The sequence below is a fragment of the Pseudoalteromonas sp. TAE56 genome, from assembly GCF_000497955.1.
Taxonomy (GTDB): Bacteria; Pseudomonadota; Gammaproteobacteria; order Enterobacterales; family Alteromonadaceae; genus Pseudoalteromonas.
Genome location: NZ_AUTN01000067.1, coordinates 1 through 24739, shown reverse-complemented (window position 1 = coordinate 24739; position 24739 = coordinate 1). Strand labels below are relative to the sequence as shown.

The 24739-nt window shown below is 38.8% G+C and carries 22 protein-coding genes and 2 pseudogenes; 13 read left to right on the top strand and 11 right to left on the bottom strand.

Annotation, left to right across the window (positions count from 1 at the left end):
* Positions 1–63 precede the first annotated feature (63 nt).
* The 4 genes from L656_RS0104920 to L656_RS0104905 form a co-directional block, all read right to left on the bottom strand.
* On the bottom strand, positions 64–618 hold the full coding sequence (locus tag L656_RS0104920) for a hypothetical protein (RefSeq protein ID WP_002960421.1): 555 nt from the start codon (positions 616–618) through the stop codon (positions 64–66).
* Complete coding sequence (locus L656_RS0104915) at positions 612–1532, bottom strand: hypothetical protein (RefSeq protein WP_002960424.1); 921 nt, start codon at positions 1530–1532, stop codon at positions 612–614. Before L656_RS0104915 ends, L656_RS0104920 begins: the two co-directional genes overlap by 7 nt.
* A gap of 323 nt (positions 1533–1855) precedes the next feature.
* Positions 1856–2335 carry a thioredoxin-dependent thiol peroxidase gene (bcp, locus tag L656_RS0104910; RefSeq protein WP_002963124.1) on the bottom strand — a complete coding sequence of 160 codons (480 nt, stop codon included), beginning with the start codon at positions 2333–2335 and terminating at the stop codon, positions 1856–1858.
* An 11-nt stretch (positions 2336–2346) separates the two neighbouring features.
* Positions 2347–2880: a glycine cleavage system protein R gene (locus L656_RS0104905; RefSeq protein ID WP_002963123.1), complete on the bottom strand. Its 534-nt coding sequence runs from the start codon at positions 2878–2880 to the stop codon at positions 2347–2349.
* Between the two features lie 359 nt (positions 2881–3239).
* Here L656_RS0104905 and bamC point away from each other — a divergent pair, with 359 nt between their 5' ends.
* Together bamC and L656_RS01000000121940 are read left to right on the top strand one after the other, a co-directional pair.
* The gene (gene bamC / locus L656_RS0104895) at positions 3240–4301 is read left to right on the top strand and encodes an outer membrane protein assembly factor BamC (protein ID WP_002963120.1); all 1062 of its coding nucleotides are present in this window, start codon (positions 3240–3242) and stop codon (positions 4299–4301) included.
* A gap of 66 nt (positions 4302–4367) precedes the next feature.
* Positions 4368–5721 (top strand): annotated as a pseudogene (locus L656_RS01000000121940) (YjiH family protein).
* A 29-nt stretch (positions 5722–5750) separates the two neighbouring features.
* On the opposite strand, the gene L656_RS1000000122730 reads toward L656_RS01000000121940, so the two are convergent.
* Together L656_RS1000000122730 and L656_RS0104880 are read right to left on the bottom strand one after the other, a co-directional pair.
* Positions 5751–5897 (bottom strand): DUF2897 family protein, encoded by a 147-nt coding sequence (locus L656_RS1000000122730; protein ID WP_076915758.1) that lies wholly within the window; start codon positions 5895–5897, stop codon positions 5751–5753.
* Between the two features lie 87 nt (positions 5898–5984).
* Positions 5985–6521: an acyloxyacyl hydrolase gene (locus tag L656_RS0104880; protein ID WP_002963116.1), complete on the bottom strand. Its 537-nt coding sequence runs from the start codon at positions 6519–6521 to the stop codon at positions 5985–5987.
* A 245-nt stretch (positions 6522–6766) separates the two neighbouring features.
* Here L656_RS0104880 and L656_RS0104875 point away from each other — a divergent pair, with 245 nt between their 5' ends.
* Positions 6767–7360, top strand: a complete 594-nt coding sequence (locus L656_RS0104875) for an MlaC/ttg2D family ABC transporter substrate-binding protein (protein ID WP_002963115.1) — start codon at positions 6767–6769, stop codon at positions 7358–7360.
* A 241-nt stretch (positions 7361–7601) separates the two neighbouring features.
* Entirely contained in the window at positions 7602–8939 is a 1338-nt protein-coding gene (locus tag L656_RS0104870; RefSeq protein WP_002963113.1) for an ankyrin repeat domain-containing protein, read from the top strand.
* An 82-nt stretch (positions 8940–9021) separates the two neighbouring features.
* On the opposite strand, the gene L656_RS0104865 is transcribed toward L656_RS0104870, so the two are convergent.
* The 5 genes from L656_RS0104865 to L656_RS0104845 are packed head-to-tail and all read right to left on the bottom strand — an operon-like array spanning position 9022 to position 12541.
* Positions 9022–9465, bottom strand: coding sequence for a DUF2069 domain-containing protein (locus L656_RS0104865; RefSeq protein ID WP_002961460.1), 444 nt, complete (start codon positions 9463–9465; stop codon positions 9022–9024).
* The gene (wrbA, locus tag L656_RS0104860) at positions 9462–10016 is read right to left on the bottom strand and encodes an NAD(P)H:quinone oxidoreductase (protein WP_002961459.1); all 555 of its coding nucleotides are present in this window, start codon (positions 10014–10016) and stop codon (positions 9462–9464) included. The genes L656_RS0104865 and wrbA overlap by 4 nt, the downstream gene beginning before the upstream one ends.
* On the bottom strand, positions 10016–10363 hold the full coding sequence (gene arsC / locus L656_RS0104855) for an arsenate reductase (glutaredoxin) (RefSeq protein ID WP_002961458.1): 348 nt from the start codon (positions 10361–10363) through the stop codon (positions 10016–10018). The genes wrbA and arsC overlap by 1 nt, the downstream gene beginning before the upstream one ends.
* Positions 10364–10416: 53 nt before the next feature.
* Entirely contained in the window at positions 10417–11874 is a 1458-nt protein-coding gene (gene bepA, locus L656_RS0104850) for a beta-barrel assembly-enhancing protease (protein WP_002961457.1), read from the bottom strand.
* A gap of 1 nt (position 11875) precedes the next feature.
* Positions 11876–12541: a hypothetical protein gene (locus tag L656_RS0104845; protein WP_002961456.1), complete on the bottom strand. Its 666-nt coding sequence runs from the start codon at positions 12539–12541 to the stop codon at positions 11876–11878.
* A 145-nt stretch (positions 12542–12686) separates the two neighbouring features.
* Here L656_RS0104845 and L656_RS0104840 point away from each other — a divergent pair, with 145 nt between their 5' ends.
* From L656_RS0104840 to hrpA, 9 genes and pseudogenes are all read left to right on the top strand, one after another.
* Positions 12687–12905: a sulfurtransferase TusA family protein gene (locus L656_RS0104840; RefSeq protein WP_024598357.1), complete on the top strand. Its 219-nt coding sequence runs from the start codon at positions 12687–12689 to the stop codon at positions 12903–12905.
* Positions 12898–13974, top strand: a complete 1077-nt coding sequence (locus tag L656_RS0104835; RefSeq protein ID WP_024598356.1) for an AI-2E family transporter — start codon at positions 12898–12900, stop codon at positions 13972–13974. Before L656_RS0104840 ends, L656_RS0104835 begins: the two co-directional genes overlap by 8 nt.
* A gap of 135 nt (positions 13975–14109) precedes the next feature.
* Positions 14110–16365 (top strand): aminotransferase class V-fold PLP-dependent enzyme, encoded by a 2256-nt coding sequence (locus L656_RS0104830; RefSeq protein ID WP_024598355.1) that lies wholly within the window; start codon positions 14110–14112, stop codon positions 16363–16365.
* Between the two features lie 399 nt (positions 16366–16764).
* Complete coding sequence (pgi, locus tag L656_RS0104825) at positions 16765–18411, top strand: glucose-6-phosphate isomerase (RefSeq protein WP_024598354.1); 1647 nt, start codon at positions 16765–16767, stop codon at positions 18409–18411.
* Positions 18412–18679: 268 nt separating this feature from the next.
* Positions 18680–20152, top strand: coding sequence for a glucose-6-phosphate dehydrogenase (zwf, locus tag L656_RS0104820; RefSeq protein WP_002961451.1), 1473 nt, complete (start codon positions 18680–18682; stop codon positions 20150–20152).
* Between the two features lie 2 nt (positions 20153–20154).
* Positions 20155–20865: a 6-phosphogluconolactonase gene (gene pgl / locus L656_RS0104815; RefSeq protein ID WP_024598353.1), complete on the top strand. Its 711-nt coding sequence runs from the start codon at positions 20155–20157 to the stop codon at positions 20863–20865.
* 336 nt (positions 20866–21201) lie between these two features.
* Positions 21202–21906 carry a SapC family protein gene (locus tag L656_RS0104810; RefSeq protein ID WP_002961447.1) on the top strand — a complete coding sequence of 235 codons (705 nt, stop codon included), beginning with the start codon at positions 21202–21204 and terminating at the stop codon, positions 21904–21906.
* 126 nt (positions 21907–22032) lie between these two features.
* Positions 22033–23064 carry an isoaspartyl peptidase/L-asparaginase family protein gene (locus tag L656_RS0104805; RefSeq protein ID WP_029750625.1) on the top strand — a complete coding sequence of 344 codons (1032 nt, stop codon included), beginning with the start codon at positions 22033–22035 and terminating at the stop codon, positions 23062–23064.
* A 107-nt stretch (positions 23065–23171) separates the two neighbouring features.
* Positions 23172–24739: pseudogene (gene hrpA / locus L656_RS01000000121935) on the top strand (ATP-dependent RNA helicase HrpA); the annotation flags it as partial.

Below are 24739 nucleotides of genomic sequence, written 5' to 3'. Positions count from 1 at the left end.
TGAATACCGTAAACATAAATAGTTTTTGTTAAAAGCTCAGCAAGGGTCGCAATGCTTTTTAATTTAATCTCTATTTAGGTACTCAGCAACCTCAAGCACTTGCTCATGAGTTCCTGTAGGTAAAAGTCTGTCTACATCGTAGTCGTAGCATAAATACTCTTCTTTACTCCACACTGAAGACGTTTTGCTTCCAACTAAAAGCTTACTACCACTTGTGCATTGAGTATAACCATTAGCGCGAGCAGCAATTTGCCAAGTAACATAATTCGCAACAAGCGTTACTATTGAAATCACTAGCATTACACCAACAACTAACCCTAATTTCATTTTTATCTTTTCATAAATAGGCTTTTTAAATAGCTTTAATAAAATATCAAAAACACCGATGAACGATCCCAACCATAAAACTATACAACCTGGAATCATTAAAATATCAGCGGTAGACGAAACAATTATTGGGTAAATACTATATGGGTATAAAATCCCTTGGATTATTTCGCTAAAAAGATAAGAAATCATCAGCCAAGTAACACCAATACTTAATAGAAGTGTAAACACAACTGCAAATATAAAAGTTGGATCTAAACTATTAAATCGTAACTTGAATGAATCTACCATGGGTTGACTAACTCACTTAAAAAGCTGTTGAGATCTTTTCTTGCTTTGATCTTTATAGATTTCAGGAAAGAGCTTACTGTGGCTATATAAACCCTATGTATTTCTTCTCCAGTAGTTTTCATCAAATACCTTTCTTTATACTCTAGATATTTTATCAATGATTTGGTTATTTCAAACCTTTTATCGATTGAATTTAATCCTATACTTACAATTACTCCAATAATAATACCCGAGCCAATAGCTACAACAGCTACAGTACCACTAGCAAGTGCTATACCTGCTAAAACACCAGCCAGCGCACCTAAAACAGCTTTAACGATATCGGTACTCGTTGTCGCCAACCAGTTTGTCCAACGATAATCCTCTTCAAATAGCCAATTAATACTATTTAGAGTCACAGAAAAAAATACTGAAATATAAAACCCGCTTTTAGCTCCTTGCTTCAGAGCCTCTTTACCCACACCAACATTTACTACTTGTGTATTATTAGCAAGATACCTTGTTCCTTTTAGAATAGTTCTAACTTTGTGATTACCTTTAAAAGCGATATATTTCTTTCCATTTCGAGTAATGGGCTCGTATTTACCAAGGATGTTTCCTGAACGCTTAAAGTCGTTGTATATAGCTAAAAAAGAAGGTGTATCTTTTATTGCAGAACCATATGTAGCAGCACTTGCTAGTGAGATTTGAGCAATAGATAAACCTGTAATTTCTGAAAGGTATTGTTCAATTGCCGTTTGAGACTTTCCACGCGCAGTCTGAAATGCCACCCATAGTTTAAAAAACTCTTCATGAGTAAGTACAAAAATATCTGTTTGGTATTTATTAAAGTCGCTTTCTAGATTTGAACGCAGTTTATCTCTTTTGATACTTGGGTGATTGTGAGGTTGATGATTCAGAAATGGACCTGGCATGTATTTTTATCCTTTAGGTAATTAATTTAGTCCTTTAATTTAATGCCCATTATAAAAGAAGCATTCCCTAAAACAACCCCAATGTATAATAATAGCCAAAATGTAGTATCCACATGAAATATGACAGCCACTCAACGATTTGGGAAAACCAAAGGGGTCAAATCTTGACTTCATTCATCAAAATTATTGCCTACCTACTTATCCCTCAATCATGCTTTCACTTAACCAAATATTTAATAACTAGCATAAAAAAAGCGTTGCCCTTGAGCAACGCTTTTTTGTATTTGTCTAATAGCTGGTAGCTAACTTACTCTGCCGCAAGATTATTCCGCCGCTAAGTAATCCAAAACCACTTGATGGTGATCTTTAGTTTTAAACTTATCAAACAAGTGTTTAATTTTACCGTCTTGTCCTACTAAAAATGTTAGGCGGTGAATACCATCGTATTCTTTTCCCATAAATTTTTTGTAACCCCATACCCCAAATGCTTCTGCAATGGCGTGGTCTTCATCGGCTAATAAATCGAAATTAAGCTCTTTTTTAGTTTCAAAGTTTTTAAGGCGCTTAATTGGATCTGGGCTAATACCTACAACGCGGGTGTTAAATTTAGCAAGCTGTGCTTGCTCATCGCGTAGGTTTTCGGCTTGTACAGTACAACCCGGCGTTGACGCTTTTGGGTAAAAGTACACAAGCACTTGTTGCTCTTTTAACAGCTCGCTTAATGTTACTGTTTCGTCGTTTTGGTTTTGTAGGCTAAAAGCGGGTGCAGTATCGCCAGCTTGTAATGGACTAATTGTGTTCATGTTTAGCATCCTTAACGAATTCGTTTAAAAATATAATCTACGTTTAGTGTGTGAGAAAGGCTCTCAAAACTAATTTTAAATTGATCTATATCTACATCAACTGGAATATTAAATTCGATTTCACAACGCATTTTCATATCGACTTTTTCATCGAATGTGTCTGACTTTAATGAACAAATGCTGATGTTGTTATCGGCAAAAAAGCGCGTTACTTTGCTCAATGTGCCAGGGGTGTCTATGCCAGTGTATTCTAGGGTGTAACCTGCACAAAACTCACTAGGAGTATGACTCGCTGTACGCTTCATCATGGTTAGCAGGCCAAGTTCCATGGCTTTAGTAGGCAGTACGTGCTCTATGCGGCTTATTGCCGACATGTCGCCGCTGAGTAGCATTATGAAGGTAAATTCGCAGCCTAAAATAGCAATACGGCTGTCAATAATGTTGCAGTGGCAATCACTAACCAGTTGGGTTAGTTCACTTACAATACCGGGTCTGTCTTCGCCAATCGCTGTTAAAACAATTTGATGATTTGAAAATGCAGTCATGAGTTCAAATACCTTGTTACTTGGATTATATCAACCGAGTTGGCAACACCAAAAATACACACGAGAAGTTGCACGGCGGCGAAGTTTAACACAAAAAGGGCTCTAAACTACAGCACACGCTAATTAAGCGCTTTTAAAGTGCGGTGTTTCTTGTTTTTACTGGCACGGGAAAGTACCATAGCTAAAATTTGCTTATTTGCGCTTAGTTTTATTGCTAAGTAGAAGTGCTGAACTTTATTGCATTTAGGCAGCCAAATAATAAATGTAAAGTTAATATTGATTTTACACTGAACCAAATCGGCATTACCCACTCATATATTTGTTAAAACAATTAAAGGGTATGCTAAGGAGAAATATCTGTGCAGTATTGGATCCCAAAAGCACTTGCAGTAAGTGTATTGGTAAGTTTATCAGGGTGTAGTGTATTTATTAATAAGGCACATGACGAACGTAACTATCGTACGCATGAGCCTGTAAAAGCACCAACGTCGTTATCTCAACCAGCTCAAGACCCAGTTTATAAAATGGATGTAGGTCAATACGACAATAATCCTGAAGCTACAAATTACCGCCCACCGGCACAAGTATTAACAATTGCTAAAGGCAGTTGGGTAGAAGAGACAGATAAACAAGCGCGTATTTATTTTGATAAAAACGATGGCATTGCTGATTTAGATGAATTTCTTTGGGATACGATTCAATCGGTACTTGCTGATAATAACGCGGGCACAACTAAAGAAGATAAGCTACTTGGTATTATTGAAACTGATTGGTACTCAATCATCAAAACAGAAGAAAGCTTTTGGTGGTGGGGCGATGAAGTTAACGATGACTTAGAAAAGTTTAGATTCACTATTGAAGAAAAGTCACATCAGCGTACTGCGTCTTTACGTGTAGAGCTGATAGATTTTAAAGGCGACCATACACTTACTGATTTGTTAAAGCAGCAGTTAGAAGTACGTGCGCTTAACCAAGTAGTGAGCGAGTTTGATTACCGTTACCGTCAACTTGAAGTTGATATGCGTAAACGCCAAGGTATTATTTCTCTTGAAATGGGCTTTGATAACAAAGGTAATGCAGCACTTGTAACTGAGCAATCTTACGAAGCTGTGTTTGATCGTTTCTCTGGCTTTTTAGAGCGCTTGTCGTTCACTATTGTTGAAATTAACCCAGATACGGGCTTAATTACTGCTGATTATACTAAACCGGAAACAAGCGTTTGGGATTCAATTTGGGGTGATGACGTAGCTCAACTACCTATTGATGAAGGCCAATACCAAATTTTAGTAAGTAAAACTAAAGAAGGCGGTACTAGCTTAACGTGGATGGATGACAAAGGCGAAACGCTTGAGCCAGGTACTATGAATGGTTTACAACAAGCATTAGAAGCAGCACTCATTCAGCGCGGCATTAAAATTTAAATAATAATAAGTTTTACCACAAAAAGAGCGCTATGCTCTTTTTGTGGTTTTTATAGGTTAATAAATATGTCTCAGCTACCTCATCGTTCACACTATACGTGGCGCACTTGGTTTACTTTTTTGGTTCCTTCGTTAATTGGTGTGTTTTTATTTATGACACCCATTAGTACCTCGCAAGGAATGACCATTCCTATTGCCGTTATGGCAAAAGCGGTCCAAGCAATGATGCTTGGCTCTGCTCAAGCAATTATTACTCTCATTATTTGTATTACAGGGGTTATTTCTGTAATTACTAAAGTGTTTAAACCCGNCTTTATTAAAACATTTATTTGATGTGAGCTGGACATGGCTGGTGGTGCGCTTATTTGGTATGGCGTTTGGTTTAATGACGTACTTAAGCCTAGGTAGCGAGATGATTACCTCGGCCAATACTGGCGCGCTGGTATTAAATGACTTATTGCCAGTGTTGTTTTCGGTATTTATTTTAGCGGGCTTATTACTGCCGCTACTAATTAACTTTGGTCTACTAGAGCTTGCTGGTACGTTAATGACTAAAGTAATGCGCCCTGTATTTGGTGTACCTGGTAGAAGTGCGGTTGACTGTACTGCATCGTGGTTAGGCGATGGTAGTGTAGGTATTTTGATGACTGCAAGGCAGTACGATCAAAAGCACTATACACAACGCGAAGCGGCTATTATTGGTACTACGTTTTCAGCGGTTTCAATTACGTTTAGTTTAGTGGTGCTTGGGCAAGTTAAACTTGAATACCTATTTGCACCGTTTTACGCAACGGTATGTTTAGCCGGTATTGTTGCCGCTATTATTGTGCCGCGATTACCGCCACTGCGCTTTAAAAAAGACTTACTAATTGATGGTACTGAGCCAGATAGAGACGCTGAAACAATTCCGGGCCATAAAACTTTATTTGGTCATTCGTTAGATGTTGCACTCGCTAAAGCAGATAACTCAACGGGTGTTAAAGGTACTATAAAAGAGGGCGTACATAACGCGCTTGATATGGTATTTGGTGTGTTGCCAGTGGTTATGGCAGTAGGTACATTTGCACTGATCATTGCTGAGCATACGCCTATATTTCAGTATTTAGGTATGCCATTTGTGCCATTTTTAGAGTTATTACAAGTACCCGAAGCGGCAGCAGCATCGCAAACTATTATGGTTGGTTTTGCTGATATGTTTATTCCGTCAATATTAGCAGCAGGTACTATTGAAAGTGATGTAACGCGCTTTATTATTGCAGCCATGAGCGTAACGCAGCTTATTTATATGTCTGAGGTGGGCGCACTTTTACTTGGCAGTAAAATACCGGTAAACATTTTAGAGTTGTTTATTATATTTATTTTGCGAACGCTAATTACTTTACCTGTTATTGCGCTAATGGCGCATTGGCTAGTAGGCTAAATTAGCATGTATTAAAAAGCCCTGATTAATCAGGGCTTTTTTGTGTCTGTTGCATTTTTAATATTGGCGTTGGGCTTTTTAAACTCCGTTTTTGCAGAGAGTCTAATCAGCGCAATATTACCAATGATAATGGCAAAAACAACGGCGACAATAATTACAATATGCCAAGTTTGCATAACCACTTACCTACTTTAAACAGGGGATAAGTGTGACTGTTTTACGCTATAACAGCAATTAAATTACTTAAAACACAATCAATAACGTTAAAAGCGTCTAGCTACCGAAAGTGTTAAAAAGTTAAGCCCTGGGTTTGGCTCTTTAAAGCCTGCGTTTGAGTAGTGAATAACTCTAAGAGCAACGTTAGTGTGGCCAAAGTCGGCAACGAGGCCTATACGGTCTTCAAACTGGTAGTGAGTGCTTATGTTTTTACCGGCAAACTGCGTCTCATCAATCAGTGATACACCAATTCCTGCTTCTACATAAAATGGGGTGTTGTTAAAACTAAAGGCAGGAAATTGCAGCACAGGTGACATAGCAAGTACTAGGTTTGATTGTGTTTCATCGCCGTGGCGGTATTCCCACATGTTTACGCTGGTTTCAAAGTAAAAGCGAGCATCGCCAATAAGGTTTTGCATACTAGGCGCATGATACTGATACGCAAGCTTAACGCCGTTTACGTTACCTTCGCCTTTGAGAAAATCAACAGCATAACCATGGTTCGATTGAGCAAAAGCAAGTTTGCCAAAAAGTGAAACTACTAATGCAAAAGAGATAATAAGTGTTTTAAGTGACGTTTTCATAGGTGCCAAATGTTTGTTTGATTTAAGTTGATAACTAAATGATAAGGGCGACCTATTAACAATTACAATGAGGATAAAATGCCGGTTGTATATGAGCTGTTAATGGAGGTTTCTAACTGATTGAATTTATTTTAGTTATTTAATTGGTGCTGTTTGGGCATTAATAAGTTGCTTATTTGTGCCTTTTTTATTGCGTATAGTTCGCGTAAATTACAGCCATCTTAATCACACAGACATATACAATTATGAAACTCTTTAAACTATTCGTTTTAGCCACTGCTTTTTTTAGTAGTTCGTTATTTGCACAATCTCAGCAATCGCCAGATCAGTTACTTGAATCAGTAGCCGATAAGCTGTTTGCAGACATTGGCCAAGTAAATTCAAAAGGCACAGCAAGTAAAGACGCGATGGCTGCCATTGTTGAAAAACGTTTAATGCCGCATATTGATGTTAAGTTTGTGTCGTTTAAATTATTAGGTAAGCACATTAAAGGCATTGAGCGCGAACAGGCTGTTCAATTCATAGATGCAGTAGAGCATTATTTAACAGGCACATACGCTGGTGCACTAATGAAGTACACAGGTCAAAAAGTAGTGTTTGAGCGTAATAACGCAAAAAGTGACTCTGAGTACGCAACAGTTAACACACAAATTATTGAGCCAAATGCGCCTACAATCGACTTAAGTTTTAAGCTTCGTTTAGGTAAAAATGATGAGTGGAAAGTATACGATATTGTTGCCGAAGGTATTTCACTATTGAGCGCTAAGCAAAAAGAGATTATTCAACGCATTTCTGAAGTAGGTTTAGATCAAGTTATTAGCGAGTTAAAAAGTAAATAAACTATTTGTCTGGCTCTGATTAAGCCCAACTCCAACCTCAAAAACGGCCAATTACCTATGTACTTGGCCGTTTTTATATTCTTGTCTACGGTAATCCTAAAGGATTGTTGCTATTGCGTAATTTTGCGCTAGCAGCAAAACAAAGGTGTGCTAGAATATCGACACTTTGATTAAGCGTGGTGTCAGCTAAAAACTGATATAACTTACCACCCCCAAGCCACACTGGAGTTGTGTTGTTTTAATGGAAAATGTACTGATTTGGCCAAAGGAATACCCATTACTTATTAAAGGACTGGTAGAACAAAACGGTGCCTTTATTTTAGATGCTTTGGAAGCTTGGCCTGCTTGTCGTTCTACAAATGAAGACGATGGTGTATGCACCACCGTGTTACCGCCTATTTATTATTTGGCATGGTTAACCCCGTTAGAGCCATTTGAAGAATGTTATTTTCAACATATCTCTGAATATGACGAAGACGCACAAGCGTATATTAGTGCGGTTAAAAGCCATTACTACGATAATGAATACACCCCTGAAAGCTTAGTGCTTATGCTATGCCAGCGCCTTGAAAAATATGCAAGCGTGGCCGCGCAAAACACCATAGATACGCCACTGTCTTTAGTTGATTTGTTTTTTAGTAAACGCTATTTCACGTTAATTGAGCATGCGTTAAATAATAAAAGTAAACTCTCGGCAAAAGATACATTAGCCCTTTGGAAAGAAGTTGATTTTAGAGAGCGCTTAAGTGCATTTATACCCGAGTCTGTTGCTGATTTAGATATGCTTTCTGAACTTGCTAGCGAAAAAGTAGCGGCGGGTAAAGACTACTTTACGTTGCTTACACAGGTTTCTCCTGATGTTGACTCTGTTGTACTGCTAGAAAAAGCATTATTAACGCACTTACGTAAAAAAACAGCCAAGCAAACAATGGCCATGCGTTTTATTGAACAAGGCGCCACAGGCGTTCTTGCTGACGAGAACAATAAAACAGCCTTCATGTGGGCCGCCGAAAAAGGCTATGTAAATGTGGTTGAAACGCTACTTGCAAAGCAAGATAAAAAAGCGGTTGATAATTTAGGTAATACAGCGCTTCATTACGCTGTATTTGCTAAAAATGAATCGTTAATGGTGCTGTTAATTAAAGCGGGTTATAACTTTAGAGCGCGCAATAAAGAAGGCTTAAGTTGTTACCGTTTGGCGGTTAGTATTAAAGCCAATAACTTAGTTAAATGCTTAGAGCGTGACTTTGGTATTAAAGAGCTTTCGCCGGAAGGGCAGTTTGATCGTATTAAAAAAGTACATGTGCTACACGCTATTGTCACTATATTGCTGCCTTTGCAGTTGTTCTTCTTTTTTGATGAAACACTCTCAATTAAAAGTGAGCTGACGCTGGGTTTAACTATGGTTGCAGTGATTTGTTTTTTCTTTGCGACCACTTTAAAACGCTGTGCGTTATATCCACATATTAAACACCCTTGGGGTTTGTTTGTGCTTAGGGGCTTTTCGTTTATTAGCTTAATTGCTCAAATAGGGTTAGCGAGTATTGTGGTACTAGCAGCCTTAAGTGATTTGGTTTAGTCACTTTTAGAAAGTTAATAAAAAACGCGCTTAAAGCAATTTAAGCGCGTTTTTTGTATTTATAACCGTTTATGGATAAATATTATTTATTGTGCTCATTTGCTGCTTTTTCTTCAGCTAATTCTTCTTTAAGCTTACGGATTTTTAAACCCTGTTCTTGTCCGCGATGCCTTGCATAATACGTACAGCCGATAAACATTGAAGAGGCAAACACAAGCTCTAACAATACCCAAATTAATTCATCAGGAGCTGCCCAAAGCATGGTTAAGCCGTGTATAAAATACAGCATTACAATAAAGTTAGCCCACGCATAAGTGTAAGTATAGTCTTTTATTATGCCTCTTAGCGGCAGTAGTAATGGAATAATAGGCACAAATAAAGACACTAAACTCGCATTACCATTTAAAGGTGGTACAAAATACATCCACAGTGGAATAAGAACAAGTAAACCTACATAGCCAAATAGTGCGGCACGCTGAAATTTTACTGTAATTGGCTTTTTAGCTGGGTTGTCAGCTGTATTCATTTAAGTTTTCTCGCAATGTGAGTAAGGCGTTTACCAACGCTTTGGCATATTTTAATTTCGTCTTTACTAAGTTGTGCACTATTAGCGCTGCCAGCAACGTGTGTTGCACCGTATGGTGTTCCACCTGTTTGTGTTGCAAGTAGTTCGGGTACATCGTACGGCACGCCCATTAGCATCATTCCGTGGTGTAATAGTGGCAGAGATAAGTTAAGTAAGGTTGCTTCATTACCACCATGCATACTGCTTGATGACGAAAACACACACGCTGGCTTATCTATTAACTGGCCTTTTAGCCACAAGTCGCTGGTGGTTTCCCAAAAGCTTTTAGCTTGGGAGGCCATCATGCCAAATCGGGTTGGTGTACCAAATGCCAAACCATCACAATTTATTAAGTCATCTTTGGTGATCACAATGTCGTGTGCATTTTTAGCCACAAAAGTACGAAGTAGTGCACTAGCACCTTGTTGCTCTATCGACTCTGCTATTTCGTGAGCCATTGCTTCAACTGAGCCATGGCTTGAGTGATAAAGCACCACTATGGTTGCACTCATTATAAAACGCTTAGTACGTTTTCTGGTGGACGACCAATCGCAGCTTTATTGTTATTAACCACAATAGGGCGCTCAATTAGTTTTGGATTTTGTACCATGGCATCTATTAATGCTGATTCATTGCTTTCATCTTTTAAATTAAGCGCTTTGTAGTCATCTTCTTTTGTGCGCATTAATTCACGTACGGATGAAAAACCAAGTTGGATTACAAGCGTTGTAATTTGCTCGTGTGTAAGAGGCGTTTTTAAATACTCTACAACACTTGGCTCTATCGCTTTACTTTGCAGTAGTGCTAGCGTTTCGCGTGATTTAGAACAACGTGGGTTGTGGTAAATAGTAACAGACATAAAATGATTCCAAAGTGTGAATTGCGTCTATTTTAGGGTAAGCGCTTGCAGACTTAAAGTCTTGCAAGCTCTTTTTGTAAAAGTCGATACTGGGTAAGTAGTGCTTTTAAACGTTGTTGCTTTACAAGTTGGGTAGGCTCTACAAAATTAAGTGCTTTTTGTACTTCGTCTGCGGCTTTTAAATAAGCGCCATATTGCGCTAATACATCGGCGTTCGCTTCGTGATAAGAGGCTAATTTATCTTGTTTTTTATACGCATCAGCAAGGAGTTGTTTGCCTAAGTTGTGGTCGGGCTTTTCGAGTAAAAAACTCTTTAAAATATTTTCAGCAAGCTCATATTGCTCAGCTTCGAGAGCTGCATTGGCATAGTTAAGCGTAATTACCTGATTATTAGGGCGATACTGATTTAAATCAGCTAAAAACTTAACGGCTTCATCTGCCTTTTCTTGTGCGATAAGTAAATCGGTATGGGTATCTATATAAAATAAGTTTTTAGGATCGTTTTTTAAAAGCTCGTCTAATATTGGCGCTGCTTCATCAAGCTTTTTTTGATCAAGCAAGCTTATGGCTAAGCCATACTTTAATGCAGTATTGTTGTAGCTGTTTTCGCGCAGTAGTTTTTTAAATAAGTCTTCTGCGTTTTCTGGTTTGTTGTCGTAGCGGGCAAGCACCCGACTTTTTGCTAAATTAAATTCAAGGCTCGCATTCATAAGACGCACAGGGAATTGCTCTGCACGCAAACGTACGTCTGACACTCGGCTCTCTGGTAATGGGTGAGTTAGCAAAAATGCTGGTGGCTTGTATTTATAGCGAATTTGCGCTGAAAGTTTAGTTAAAAACTCACTCGATGCACGTGCATCAAAACCAGCATTATTAAGTGTTTGCATGCCTATGCGGTCAGCTTCTTGCTCAGCTGAGCGGCTATGTGTTAATTGGCTAAAAGCAGATTGTGTTTGGCTTGCTGATATAATGGCAATACCCGCGTCGGGTGCAACAACGGTTGCTAATATACCGGCAATCATACCGGCAATGGTCAGTGCGCTGTTATCTTGTTGCTGCTGTATTCTACGTGCTAAGTGGCGCTGTGTTACGTGAGCAATTTCGTGACCAAGTACCGAAGCAAACTGGCTCTCGTTATCTGCTTGCGCTATTAATCCTGTGTGCACTCCAACATGGCCGCCGTAAAAGGCAAATGCGTTTATTTCTGAGTTATTTATCCAAAAAAATGAAAACGGAAAACGTACATCGTTAGCATTAGCAACAAGTTTACGGCCAATAGTGGTGAGGTATTCATCTAGCACAGGGTCGTTTATAACTGGCGATGAACCTCGTATTTGCATCATCATTACTTCGCCAATGGCTTGTTCTTTTTCAAGTGGCAGTGCTTGTAATGCAGATGTTCCTAAGTCAGGAAGAGTAAAGTTAGTTTGCGCCTTTAAAGGTTCGCTTACTAATAAGCTAAACGTAAGCGCTGCGGTGCATAAAGTGATAAATGCTGATTTTAGCTGCATTTTATTCCTTGTTAATTTGTTCGCCAATTGCAATTTTGGCTATGTCTATTTCGTCACTGCTTGCACGGCTGTCTTTTTCGCACAATTGGTATAGTTCTTTTATTGTGACTCCATCAAGCTTTACAACGTTCAATTCTCGCTGCAAAAAAGTAATAATTTTATGTACTACTTTATGTGCGTGTAAAATAATGGCTTTATCTGCTTTGTCGCCCCGTTCAAAATAAAAGCCAATAAACTTATGTAACTGACTTATTCTGATCAGGTTTTTCATTGAATGTGGGTCCCACACTCTAAACTCCATAAAGCGATTATTTTTTATGTATTGGTCAACAATAACATCTTTAGCATAAGGCTGTGCCCAAAGCTCAAAGCCTCTGTCGGTAAAAACCTGGTGTAGCGCAATGCGTGGCTTATATTTGGTATGTATTTCACCAAAGCTGTCTTCGTGGCCTTCTAATAAATCTAAGTTCCAATTGCGTTTATCTATAAGTTGTTTAACCGCATTATCGAATCCATGATCTAAAATACCTTCTGATTCGCTTATTGATGAGGCAACAAGGTGATAAAAAGGAGGGAGTTCGCCCCAATTAATTTGCTTTTTAAACCAATTAATCTCTTTGAGTGTTGGATTACTTGGTAGTTGCGCTTTATTATGCGTGCCAGGCATTAACTTATCCTTACTGCGAGTTATGTTATAAGGATAAACTATTGCAGGTATTGTTTTAACAAAAAGTTACAACGGTTTGCGTATATAAGTATATTGACCGTAAATATGCGACTTATTATTCATTTACTATACGGATAAAGTAGTTATGGTAGAGCGCGATTTAAAAGAGTTTAAATGCCCTCAGCAATTTGTGCAGTTTAAACTTGCGCTACGAAGTGCGCAGTCATCAAAACAACGTATCACTTTTAGTCTTAATAAAGGTGAGAGTGCGAACGATATTAAACGTTTTTTGCAAAAAAATGCTTATAGTTACAATTTTGATAAACAACGTGGGTTGTTATTAGTGGAGCCATTACATGTTTGAATACGTAAAAACATGGTACGAAAGGAAGTTCTCGGATCCTCACTCGTCTACCTTATTATTTTTATTATTGGCCTCAGTAGCCTTACTTTACTTTTTTGGCTCGTTAATTGTCCCTGTGCTTGTGGCATTGGTTATTGCCTATTTACTTGATTGGCCGGTTGTTCATTTAGAGCGCGTTGGTTTAAAGCGTTTTAGTGCAACGATTATTGTAATGTTGATATTTATTAGCATTATGCTCACCCTTATTTTGGTTATTGGCCCAGTGCTTTGGAAGCAAACCAGTAACCTAGTCCAAGAAACCCCGCATATGTTAGAGCAGGGGAAGTCTTATTTAATCGCTTTACCAGAACAATACCCAAGTTTGATTAGTATTGAACAAGTACAAGCTATTGTTGCAACAGTAGAAGCTAAAATTATTGAGTTTGGTCAGGCTGTGTTGTCGTTTTCACTTACCTCTTTAAAAGATGTTGTAGCTTGGCTTATATATTTAGTACTTGTGCCGTTACTGGTATTTTTTATGCTTAAAGACAAGCTAGAGCTAACAGGAAGTATTGCTAAACTGATCCCTCAGCAACGACGCTTAATTTTGCAAGTGTGGCACGAAATGAATCAACAAATTATGAATTACATTCGCGGTAAAGTGTTTGAAATATTAATTGTTGGTGGTGTGTCTTTCATTGCATTTACTGTTTTAGATTTACGTTACGCCGCCTTACTTGGTGTGCTTGTTGGTTTGTCGGTATTAATTCCATTTATTGGTGCTGCACTGGTTACTATTCCGGTAGCGGCAGTTGCGCTGTTTCAGTTTGGATTAGAAACACAGTTTTGGACTATTTTAATTATTTACGGAATTATTCAGGCACTTGATGGCAACGTACTTGTGCCACTGTTGTTTTCTGAGGCAGTTGATTTAAATCCGGTGTTTATAATTGTCGCGGTATTATTTTTTGGTGGCTTGTGGGGGTTTTGGGGCGTATTTTTTGCCATCCCATTGGCTTCATTAGTAAAAGCGCTAATAACAGCTTGGTCGTCAACACATGAAGAGATAAGTAAAGAGCTCAGTGAATAATTAAGTAAACAAACTTTTAGTTTAAAAAAGAATAGTAAACGCACCTCTAGTGCTAATTGATTATTACTCATTACCTGTAAATTTATGTACTATTGGTAATAAGATATATTTTTTAGTAATAAGGTGCGTTTTTTAATGTCTGAGTTTTTATTGCACGATGAGCCAGTAAAACAAGTTTACCTTGATGCAAACGCAACGACCCCTGTGTTGCCTTGTATTGCTGATGTTGTTTCTCATACCATGCAAATATGTTTTGGTAATCCTTCTAGTCCTCATATAACAGGTATTCAAGCCAAGCATTTATTAGAACAAACGCGTCAAAAAGCCCACACGGTTATTGGCGCAAGTAATGGCGATATTTTATTTACCTCTGGCGCAACAGAAGGCATTCAAACTGCGGTAGTTTCTACGCTAATTGATGCTAAAAAACACCCGATTAAAAACCCTGTATTGTTATATGGCGCAACTGAGCATAAAGCGGTACCAAATACACTTAAGCACTGGAATAGCGTACTTGACGTTAATGCTGAAGTGCTTGCCATTCCGGTTGATAGTAACGGTATTTTAGATTTAGATTTTATCGCTAAACATATAGATAACGCATTAATGATTTGCACCATGGCCGTTAATAACGAAACCGGTGTGTATCAAGATTTACCCGCTATTGAGCAGGTAATTCGTAGCCGTAATAAAAATGTATCGTGGATGGTGGATTGCGTGCAAGCGCTCGGTAAACAAGCACTCGCGCTTAGTGATACAACAATAGATTACGCACCTTTTTCGGGGCATAAGCTTTATGCACCTAAAGGTATCGGCTTTTTATATATTCGTAGTGGCAGTGCGTATACTCCTTTTATTGCGGGTGGCGGTCAAGAAAGTGGAATGCGTTCAGGCACCGAAAATCTACCCGGTATTGCAGGGTTAAATAAGCTATTTAGTATGTTGCTTGATAAATCAGACGAAACATTTAAATCAGTTAGTGTACTTAACTCTTATCGAAGCCAGTTACAAAACGCGATAAAAGACACCTTTGGCGATATTACATTCAACCATGATTTTGCTTATAGCGTACCTACCACACTTAACTTTGCTGTTAACGATTTAACGAGCAAAGAGGTGATTGATTTATTTGATGCTGCGGGCATTCGCGTAAGTGGAGGCTCGGCTTGCAGTACAGGTGCATCAACAAGTTTTGTTTTAGATGCAATGGGGGCAAGTAAGTGGCAAAGCGAAAACGCGATTAGGCTATCGTTTGGACCGGCTGCAACACAACATGATATTGATGATGCTTGTGTGCGTATTCGCGCTCTAAAAGCAATATTACAGGCAAACTGTTTAATCGTGTCAGACAGTACCACACCACAACAAGAAGTATGCGCACTGGGCCTTACTCAATTTAGACATCAAGGTGCATGTAGTTGGCTTTATGTGAGCGATGATAAACACGCAGTTATAATTGATCCGATTATTGAGCTTATTCCGCGTTTTGAAAAAATAGCCAATACACAAAACTTAACTATATCAGCGGTGCTTAATACACACCTGCATCAAGAGCGAGAGTCAGCGACTAATTTACTAACCAGCGTTCTTGCCTCAAGAGTTGTCAAAGGTGAGGTTGATTCGCTAGGTTGGCCGCTAAATACAGCAAGTATTAATTTGGCAAATGAAGCACTTGAAAAAGTAGCTACACCTGGGCACAGCAAAGATAGCGTAAGTTATTTATTAAAAAACAGTAATGGCGAAACGCGTTATTGTTTTTGTGGTGATTTAATATTGCCTGCTGGGCTTGGCAATACATCGCTCATAGGTGGCGACGCAAAAGCAATGGCTCGATCTGTTTTAGCAATGAGCAAGCAGCTTAAAAGCACCAGCATTATTTGCTCAGGGCACGACTACCAACAATGTTTTGCCATGAACTGGGCTGTACAGCAAAACCAAACGCCACTACTTGATGCGTTAGTGAGCGGCAGTATTTCAGTTGATGAATTTGCAATACAAAAACAGCAGTACGACGCTTCAAAGCAAATAAATAACACGCAATTGTGTGGTTATGTAAATGCATTACCTGAGGTTGATACACAGCAATTAAATTTTGATGACGCTAAAGTGATGTTAAACACCAGCGATACATATTTAATAGATACCCGCGAACCGTATGAACATGGAGCAAATAATGTTGCTCAGTTATTTAATACGCTAGATGAAAAAACATTAAATATACCACTTAGCAGAATGGCAAATGCGGTATTTGAAGGCCAATTAAACAAAAATAACAAGTACATTTTATTATGCCGTGGTGGTAACCGCTCAAAAATTGCTGCAACTAATTTAATGCAACTAGGATACAAAACTGTTTATAACCTAAGTGGTGGGTTGGCGCTTAGCAATTAAACAAAGATTGTAATTTATACAAAATCGGCTTTAGAGCCGATTTTTTGTTTTTAAGGTTTATTGCACGCAATGTAAACATGCACAGTAATTAGTTAATGAGTATAAAAAGTAATTAGTAGTACTTATGAAAATTCATGAATATTTCATTTTGATTGATTAAGCTATGCCGTTGCCTTTAAAATTGAGGGTAAATTAATTTATAAAATTTTTATGATACCGGTGTCAAAAGCTAAAAATTGCGTTATCATCGGCATCTAAAATTATAAAAACAGCACTTTTTTTGCATTTTTAGTTATACTATCGACGCTTTATTTTAGTATAAATAAGCAGTGTTAAGAGTTTTGCTTTTATAAAAAGCATTTTTAAATCAATTGATTGAAAAAATTAGAGGGTACTTACATGTCTAACCGAACGCAACTAGCAAGTTGGCAAGCACTGGAACAAAGTGCAGCTAAGATGAAACAAACACATCTAAAAACGTTATTTGCACAAGATGACACGCGCTTTTCTAAGTTTTCGACTCAAGTACCTGGCGTATTATTCGACTACTCTAAGCAACTTATTGATAACGATGTTTTTGCTAACTTAATGTCGCTTGCTAAAGAATGCGATATTGCATCGTGGCGTGATAAAATGTTTAGCGGTGAAAAAATAAATATCACCGAGGATCGCTCAGTACTGCATACGGCCCTTCGTAATCGCGCTCACACTCCATTAATTGTTGATGGCGAAAACGTAACACAAGCTGTAGACAACGAATTAGCTAAAATTAAAGTGTTTGTTGAAAAAGTGCGTAGTGGTAAATGGTTAGGTTATACCGGTAAAGCGGTAAAAGATGTTGTAAGTATTGGTGTAGGTGGTTCTAACCTTGGCCCGCAAATGGCAACCGAGGCATTAAAAGCACTTGCTGATGATACGTTAAATGTTCATTACGTATCTAATGCTGACGGTGTGCAGATTTCATCTATATTGAAAGCCATTGACCCTGAAACAACATTATTTGTTATTTCGTCAAAAACATTTACGACGTCAGAAACCATGACAAATGCTAAAACAGCGGTTGATTGGTTTTTACAAACAACAAAAGATGAAAGTACAATTGCAAAGCACTTTGTTGCAGTAAGTACAAATTTAGAAAAAACGGCAGCCTTTGGTATCAGCGACGAAAACGTATTCACTATGTGGGATTGGGTTGGCGGTCGCTTTTCACTTTGGAGTGCGATAGGCTTACCAATTGCTTTATATTTAGGATACGACGCCTTTGAAGCAATTTTAGAAGGCGCGTTTGAAGTAGATGAGCACTTTAAATCTGCGCCGTTTGAGCAAAATATACCATTAATTATGGCGTTGCTTAGTGTATGGAATACGAGCTTTCTGGGCTACACAGCGCAAGCTATATTACCGTACGACCAAGCACTGCACATGTTGCCTGCGTATTTACAGCAAGGCGAAATGGAAAGTAACGGTAAACACGTTAACTTTGCAGGCGAAACGGTACCTTATACTACAGTTCCAATTATTTGGGGCATGACGGGTATTAATGGTCAGCATGCATTTTATCAGTGTTTACACCAAGGTAATGTGATTGTACCTGCAGATTTTATTGCATCAGTTAAACCACAAGTGAATGTTGATAAGCATCACGATATTTTATTATCTAACTTCTTTGCACAAACAGAAGCGATGATGAGCGGTGTAGATGCAGGGCAAGTTACTGCTGATTTAACCGCTAAGGGTAAATCGCAAGCAGAGATTGATGAGTTGTTAAATCATAAAATTCATCAAGGCAATCGTCCTACAACGTCTATGCTATTAGATACAGTAGATGCTAAAACAGTGGGTCGTTTAATTGCACTGTATGAGCATAAGATATTTTGCCAAGGCATTATTTTAGAAATATGTTCGTTTGATCAATGGGGTGTAGAGCTAGGTAAAGGTTTAGCATCTAAAATTGAGAGTGAACTCACTGATGAAAGCGTGAAACACGCTCATGATAGTTCTACAAACGGCTTAATGGCGTACTACAAACAAAACCGTACGCAGTAAAAAATTCGCTTACGCAAGTAAGTAAACCGAGTACCTTTGAACGGGTAGCGCTGGAGTGCTTAGGGTCTGTATTTTTGTGAGAGGAGATACAGGGCCCCTAAGGCTCATTTAATAAGCGCAATGATAAAAATAATAATAAATCATCGATATAGAACAATTCAGCAGGCTTTTATTTAAATACAGCTATAAAAGCCATCTAATCTAGCAATAAATAGGCATATCCGCGCATTTATAAAATGTACTGGGTATCACAACGTAGAGAGTAACTATGCTTAATCCTTTTGATATTATAATTTTTGGGGGCGGTGGTGATCTTGCGTTACGCAAATTGCTACCTGCAATGTACAGAGCATATCAAGAAGGTAACTTACCTGAAGGCTCACGTATCCTACCAACAGTTCGCGAAGAATCTAAACGTGCTGAATACGTAGAAACAGCGCATAAAGCATTACAAGAATTTTTAAGCAAAGGTGAGTTTAACGCTAAAGATTGGAAAGCGTTTTCTACTTTTTTAGTGCCAGTAGTAAGTAATGTTACAGAAGCAGACGACAACTGGGATGTGTTAAAAGGCATTTTAGATGAGCACGAAAGCACTAAGTCTCGCGTATTTTATTTATCGCTTCCGCCTGCTGTTTACGGCACATGTTGTGAAATATTATCGACTAAAGGTTTAATTACACCTACATCGCGCGTTGTTGTTGAAAAGCCAATTGGTTATTGCGGTGATTCTGCAGAAGCAATTAACGGAAAAATTGCAGAATTTTTTAATGAAGAGCAAATTTTCCGTATTGACCATTACTTAGGTAAAGAAACAGTACAAAACTTAATGGCGCTGCGTTTTTCAAACTCATTGTTTGAAAATATGTGGGATGCTAAATCTATTGATAACATCCAAATTAGCTTATCAGAAACGGTTGGCCTTGAAAGCCGCGCTGGTTTCTACGATAAAGCCGGTGCACTTCGTGACATGGTTCAAAACCACTTATTACAACTACTTTGTTTAGTTGCAATGGAGTCGCCTAATAAGCTTAACGCTAATAGCATTCGTAACGAAAAATTAAAAGTATTAGAAGCACTTCGTCCACTAGTAGATGGTGATGTTGATGAAAATATTGTTCGTGGACAATACGTACCTGGTGACTTAAACGGTAAAATTGTACCGGGTTACTTAGAAGAGCTAAATGAAGGTTCTAGTAAAACAGAAACGTTTGTAGCTATTCGTGCGCACATTGATAACTGGCGTTGGGCAGGTGTTCCATTTTACCTTCGTACGGGTAAACGTATGGCTAAGCGCTGTGCAGAAATTGTGGTTGAATACAAAAAAGTATCTCACAATATTTACGAAGATAACGTGGGCAATATCGAGCCGAATCGCCTTGTTATTCGTTTGCAGCCAGAGGAAACAATTCAACTAACGCTTATGTCTAAGCGCCTTGATAATCTTCAAATGCAACTTGAGCCAGTAACAATGAATATTGAGCTTTCACAAGCTTACAGCAATGGTTTCCATTCAGATGCGTACAAGCGTTTAATGCTTGATGCTGCTGCAAATAACCCATCGTTATTTATTCACCGTGATGAAGTGCGCCAAGCGTGGAAGTGGATTGATCCAATTATTGATAGATGGCAAGGCAAAGGCAAACCTGCGCTTTACCGTTCTGGTAGTTGGGGTCCTGAAGATGCTGATGAATTATTAGCAGAAAACAACCACGTATGGTTTAACACAGGCGATAAGGTATAAGCATGGCAACATTAGTTGAAAAGTTTTTTGACGATAAAGACGCGTTAACAACTGAGCTTTCTGCAACGCTTGAGCAATCACTACGTGATGGTATTAAAAATGATGGCCGTGCTGTATTGATGGTATCTGGCGGTTCGTCGCCAGCACCTGCGTACAAGCATTTATCAACGCTTGACTTAGATTGGCAAAATGTTGATGTTGCCATGGTTGATGAGCGCTGGGTAGACCCAAGCCACGAAAAAAGTAATGAAGCCTTTATTAAAAGTACGTTATTACAAAACTATGGTAGTGCTGCTAACTTTATCACTATGAAGAACACTGCTGCAACGGCCCAACAGGGCGCACAAGAGTGTGAATCTGCCTATAGCGAACTAAAAAAACCATATGACGTGACTATTTTAGGTATGGGTCCAGATGGCCACACAGCGTCGTTATTCCCAAATGCAGACGGTTTAGAGCATGGTTTAACAACCACCCAATCAGTGTGTGCTATTAATGCAATACAAAGCGACGTTACAGGTAGTATTACTGAGCGAATGACGCTTACGTTAAATGCCATTGCGCAATCTAAAGTAGTTAAGCTTTTAATTAGCGGTGAAGAGAAACTCGCTGTTTATAAGCAAGCAAAAGCGGGAGGCGATGTTAATGACATGCCACTACGCGCGGTACTTAACCACCCAAGTATAAATATTGAAGTATATTGGGCACCTTAATTTAGATGCTAATTTAACTTTTAAAGGCCGCTTATATAAGTGGCCTTTTTTATTTGCTCAAATTTAAGCCTAAACACAACAAAAAAATAGACCTGTACTGTTAACCAATGTTAACGAATAATCGGTGTTTGTATTAAAAATAACCATGAAGTGTGTTGTTTTTGCACAAAATTTATGAGTTTTAGCTGTATGTTTTTTAGCAACGTTCAGATTTAGTTAAATTTTATTTTTTCATGGTTGTTGTCATAAAAGTTTCCCTTCCTTTTTTAGCTCAAAAGCATTAGCCTAAAGGCATTAACAATGAAACATATAAATTAAAATAAACGGAGCAGTAACATGGCGGAGCAACAAGTACAGCCTTTACACAACGAAAAACATGCCAACACTAAAATTCAAAACGGCATCAATGTAGAATTCATGAAAACTCAACACTTAGTGCCAGTAGTTGCACATGAGTTTGCACGTGTAGCAAACGAGTTTCCAATGTCATTCGTTAAAAACAACGAAAGCGGCACTTTTCAAGCTGTTGCTATGTTTGGCTTAGAGCCAGGCGAAAACCTTTTTGTAGAAGATGGTAAATGGACTGCAGCATTTGCACCTATGGCATCTACTCGTTACCCACTGGGCTTAGTTAAACACCCAGATCAAGATCAATACGGTATCGTAATTGACGAAGCAAGTGCGCTTGTTGGTGAAGACGAAGGTAACGCATTATTTGAAAACGGCGAAGAAACAGATTACCTAAAACGTCGTAAAGAAGCGCTTGTATCGTTTATTGAGTTTTCTCAAGTAACTGAAGCGTTCACTAAATTTCTTGCTGATAAAGAGCTACTAATTGCGCAAACGCTAACAGTAGACATTAAAGGCGAGAAAAAAGACATCAACGGTATTTACCTTATCGATGAGAAAAAGCTAAACGAATTAAGCGATGCTGATTTCTTAGAGCTTCGTAAACGTGGTTACTTAGCACCAATTTATTCTTTCTTAACGTCTACTCATCAAGTAGCACGTTTAGCGCGTTTAAAAGCAAAACAAGCTTAATTACAAACACGTTAAATTTAAAAAGCGCCTTAAGGCGCTTTTTTTATGCCATTAAACTCACTTTAGTTGAAATTAAGCTCTCAACCATTCACATTAGTTTATAACTTCCCCATAAAAGAACTTATTATGAAAACACCATTATTAGCAATTTTTGCGAGCAGCCTTTTTGCTTTAAGTAATAGCGTATTAGCAGCAGAGACTCCATTTGCCATTGCGATTCATGGTGGGGCAGGGACCATCGAAAAAGCACGGTTTACACCCACTCAAGAAAAGCAGTACCGCGCTAAATTAAGTGAAGCAGTAGAGACAGGCTATAAAGTATTGTACCAAGGCGGTGAAAGTTTAGATGCGGTGATAGCGGCCATTACAGTATTAGAGCAATCGCCTTATTTTAATGCAGGACGCGGAGCGGTATACACTTACGATGGCGGGCATGAACTTGATGCATCTATAATGGATGGTCGAAACCGTGAAGCCGGCGCTGTTGCAGGTGTAAAACATATTGAGAGCCCGATTAAATTAGCACGTTTGGTAATGGATAACTCCGTGCATGTAATGCTTAGCGGCCAAGGCGCTGAGGAGTTTGCTAAAGAGCAGGGCGTTGAGCTTATTGAAAATAACTTATTTGATACTGAGCCTCGTTACAAAGCACTTTTAAAAGCAAAGCAAAAATTAGATAAAGCCAAAGCAACCAGCAAAGAGTACCAAGCCGCGCACAAAGCATTACCTAATAACTATAAAATGGGCACGGTTGGTGCCGTGGCACTTGATAAAAGCGGTAATTTAGCAGCTGGTACATCAACAGGCGGTATGACCGCAAAACGTTATGGCCGTGTGGGTGATGCGCCAGTAATTGGGGCAGGAACATTTGCTGAAAACGAATCGTGTGCAGTATCGGCAACTGGGCATGGTGAATATTTTATTCGCTATAACGTAGCGAGCGATATATGTGCGCGTGTTAAATATCAAGATAAAACCATAGCTGAAGCTGGAGATGAAGTTATAAACGGTGTGCTTAAGCCTATAGGTGGGACTGGCGGCGTTATTATTATTGATGCTAAGGGGAATATTAGCTTGCCGTTTAATACCTCGGGCATGTATCGCGCGAGTAAATCGAACACACAAGCGACTTATGTGGGGATTTTTAACGACGAATAACCCATAAGTACATATATCTGGGCAGTTATGCGCTTTGTAGGATTAACCCTGAGCATTTAGTTTGATACAATTAATGCTCTATTATTAAAATTTTATAAGGTATGCGGGTGGTTAACCTAGGTCAGTTGTTTGGCGAGCTAAAAACGTGCTTAAAAAAAGATCAATTTATTTTTAAAAAACGCTTACATGGTGTAAAAAAAATAACCGATGAAAACAAGCATGCCAACGCGCTTGAAAAAATAGCGGCTGATATAACCCGTAGCCAAGAACTGCGAGCTAAGCGCTTAGCGGGTCTTCCTAAAGTGACTTACCCTGAGCAATTGCCAGTAAGTCAAAAAAAGGAAACAATTAAAGACGCCATTGCAAATAACCAAGTGGTTATTATTGCCGGTGAAACAGGCTCTGGTAAAACAACGCAAATTCCTAAAATGTGTTTAGAGCTTGGCCGCGGTGTTGATGGCTTAATTGGCCACACGCAACCACGACGATTAGCTGCGCGAACCGTGGCTAACCGTATTGCTGAAGAAATGAAATGTGAACTTGGTCAGCAAGTCGGTTTTAAAATTCGTTTTAGCGATCAGGTTTCTAATAATACCTACGTTAAACTAATGACTGACGGTATTTTACTGGCAGAAATTCAGCAAGACCGATTTTTAAATCAATACGACACCATAATTATAGATGAAGCGCATGAGCGTAGTTTAAACATCGACTTTATTTTGGGTTATTTAAAAAACCTACTTCCAAAACGCCCTGATTTAAAAATAATTATTACCTCTGCGACCATCGATCCTGAGCGCTTTTCAAAGCATTTTGATGATGCGCCCATTATAGAAGTATCGGGTCGTACTTTCCCTGTGGACGTGCGCTACAACCCAACGACTGATATTAATAAAGATGATATGGAAGCCGAGGGCGATCAGCTGCAAGGTATTTTTGATGCAGTTGATGAACTATGCGCCGAAGGCCCAGGCGACATACTAATATTTTTAAATGGTGAGCGTGAGATACGCGATACCGCTGATGCACTTAGCAAGCGTAATTTAAAACACACTGATGTATTACCACTTTACTCGCGCTTATCTAACGCAGAGCAAAACCGTATATTTGCACCGCACTCTCGTCGTCATATTATTTTATCGACTAACGTCGCCGAAACATCACTAACTGTGCCGGGTATTCGTTATGTAATAGACCCAGGTACTGCGCGTATAAGCCGCTACAGTTATCGTACAAAAGTTCAGCGCCNCTGCCAATAGAACCTATATCGCAAGCGAGTGCTAATCAGCGTATGGGTCGTTGTGGACGTGTTGAAGCGGGTATTTGTATACGCTTGTACTCTGAGGATGATTTTTTATCGCGCCCAGAGTTTACCGACCCTGAAATACTGCGTACTAACCTTGCATCTGTTATTTTACAAATGTTGGCGTTAGGGCTTGGTGATATGGCGAAATTTCCGTTTGTGCAAGCACCAGATAGCCGTAATATAAGTGATGGTTTATCGTTATTAGAAGAACTACAAGCCGTAAAGCCAGACAAACGTGATAGTAAAACGAGTTTAACTCAATCGGGTAGAGAGCTAAGTCGATTACCGGTTGATCCTCGTTTAGCTAAAATGGTGCTCACAGCTCACAAACTTGGCGCATTGCGTGAAGTGATTGTTATTGTGGCGGCG

Bases quoted from the DNA above. Each gene is read 5' to 3' on its own strand.
- L656_RS0104915 (WP_002960424.1), bottom strand. From the start codon at position 1,532: ATGCCAGGTCCATTTCTGAATCATCAACCTCACAATCACCCAAGTATC.
- L656_RS0104830 (WP_024598355.1), top strand. From the start codon at position 14,110: ATGTCTGAGTTTTTATTGCACGATGAGCCAGTAAAACAAGTTTACCTT.
- L656_RS1000000122730 (WP_076915758.1), bottom strand. From the start codon at position 5,897: ATGCAAACTTGGCATATTGTAATTATTGTCGCCGTTGTTTTTGCCATT.
- arsC (WP_002961458.1), bottom strand. From the start codon at position 10,363: ATGTCTGTTACTATTTACCACAACCCACGTTGTTCTAAATCACGCGAA.
- L656_RS0104845 (WP_002961456.1), bottom strand. From the start codon at position 12,541: ATGCCTGGCACGCATAATAAAGCGCAACTACCAAGTAATCCAACACTC.
- bcp (WP_002963124.1), bottom strand. From the start codon at position 2,335: ATGAACACAATTAGTCCATTACAAGCTGGCGATACTGCACCCGCTTTT.
- L656_RS0104875 (WP_002963115.1), top strand. From the start codon at position 6,767: ATGAAACTCTTTAAACTATTCGTTTTAGCCACTGCTTTTTTTAGTAGT.
- bepA (WP_002961457.1), bottom strand. From the start codon at position 11,874: ATGCAGCTAAAATCAGCATTTATCACTTTATGCACCGCAGCGCTTACG.
- L656_RS0104840 (WP_024598357.1), top strand. From the start codon at position 12,687: ATGGTAGAGCGCGATTTAAAAGAGTTTAAATGCCCTCAGCAATTTGTG.
- wrbA (WP_002961459.1), bottom strand. From the start codon at position 10,016: ATGAGTGCAACCATAGTGGTGCTTTATCACTCAAGCCATGGCTCAGTT.
- zwf (WP_002961451.1), top strand. From the start codon at position 18,680: ATGCTTAATCCTTTTGATATTATAATTTTTGGGGGCGGTGGTGATCTT.
- L656_RS0104920 (WP_002960421.1), bottom strand. From the start codon at position 618: ATGGTAGATTCATTCAAGTTACGATTTAATAGTTTAGATCCAACTTTT.
- L656_RS0104905 (WP_002963123.1), bottom strand. From the start codon at position 2,880: ATGACTGCATTTTCAAATCATCAAATTGTTTTAACAGCGATTGGCGAA.
- L656_RS0104835 (WP_024598356.1), top strand. From the start codon at position 12,898: ATGTTTGAATACGTAAAAACATGGTACGAAAGGAAGTTCTCGGATCCT.
- L656_RS0104865 (WP_002961460.1), bottom strand. From the start codon at position 9,465: ATGAATACAGCTGACAACCCAGCTAAAAAGCCAATTACAGTAAAATTT.
- L656_RS0104880 (WP_002963116.1), bottom strand. From the start codon at position 6,521: ATGAAAACGTCACTTAAAACACTTATTATCTCTTTTGCATTAGTAGTT.
- L656_RS0104870 (WP_002963113.1), top strand. From the start codon at position 7,602: ATGGAAAATGTACTGATTTGGCCAAAGGAATACCCATTACTTATTAAA.
- L656_RS0104810 (WP_002961447.1), top strand. From the start codon at position 21,202: ATGGCGGAGCAACAAGTACAGCCTTTACACAACGAAAAACATGCCAAC.
- pgl (WP_024598353.1), top strand. From the start codon at position 20,155: ATGGCAACATTAGTTGAAAAGTTTTTTGACGATAAAGACGCGTTAACA.
- L656_RS0104805 (WP_029750625.1), top strand. From the start codon at position 22,033: ATGAAAACACCATTATTAGCAATTTTTGCGAGCAGCCTTTTTGCTTTA.
- pgi (WP_024598354.1), top strand. From the start codon at position 16,765: ATGTCTAACCGAACGCAACTAGCAAGTTGGCAAGCACTGGAACAAAGT.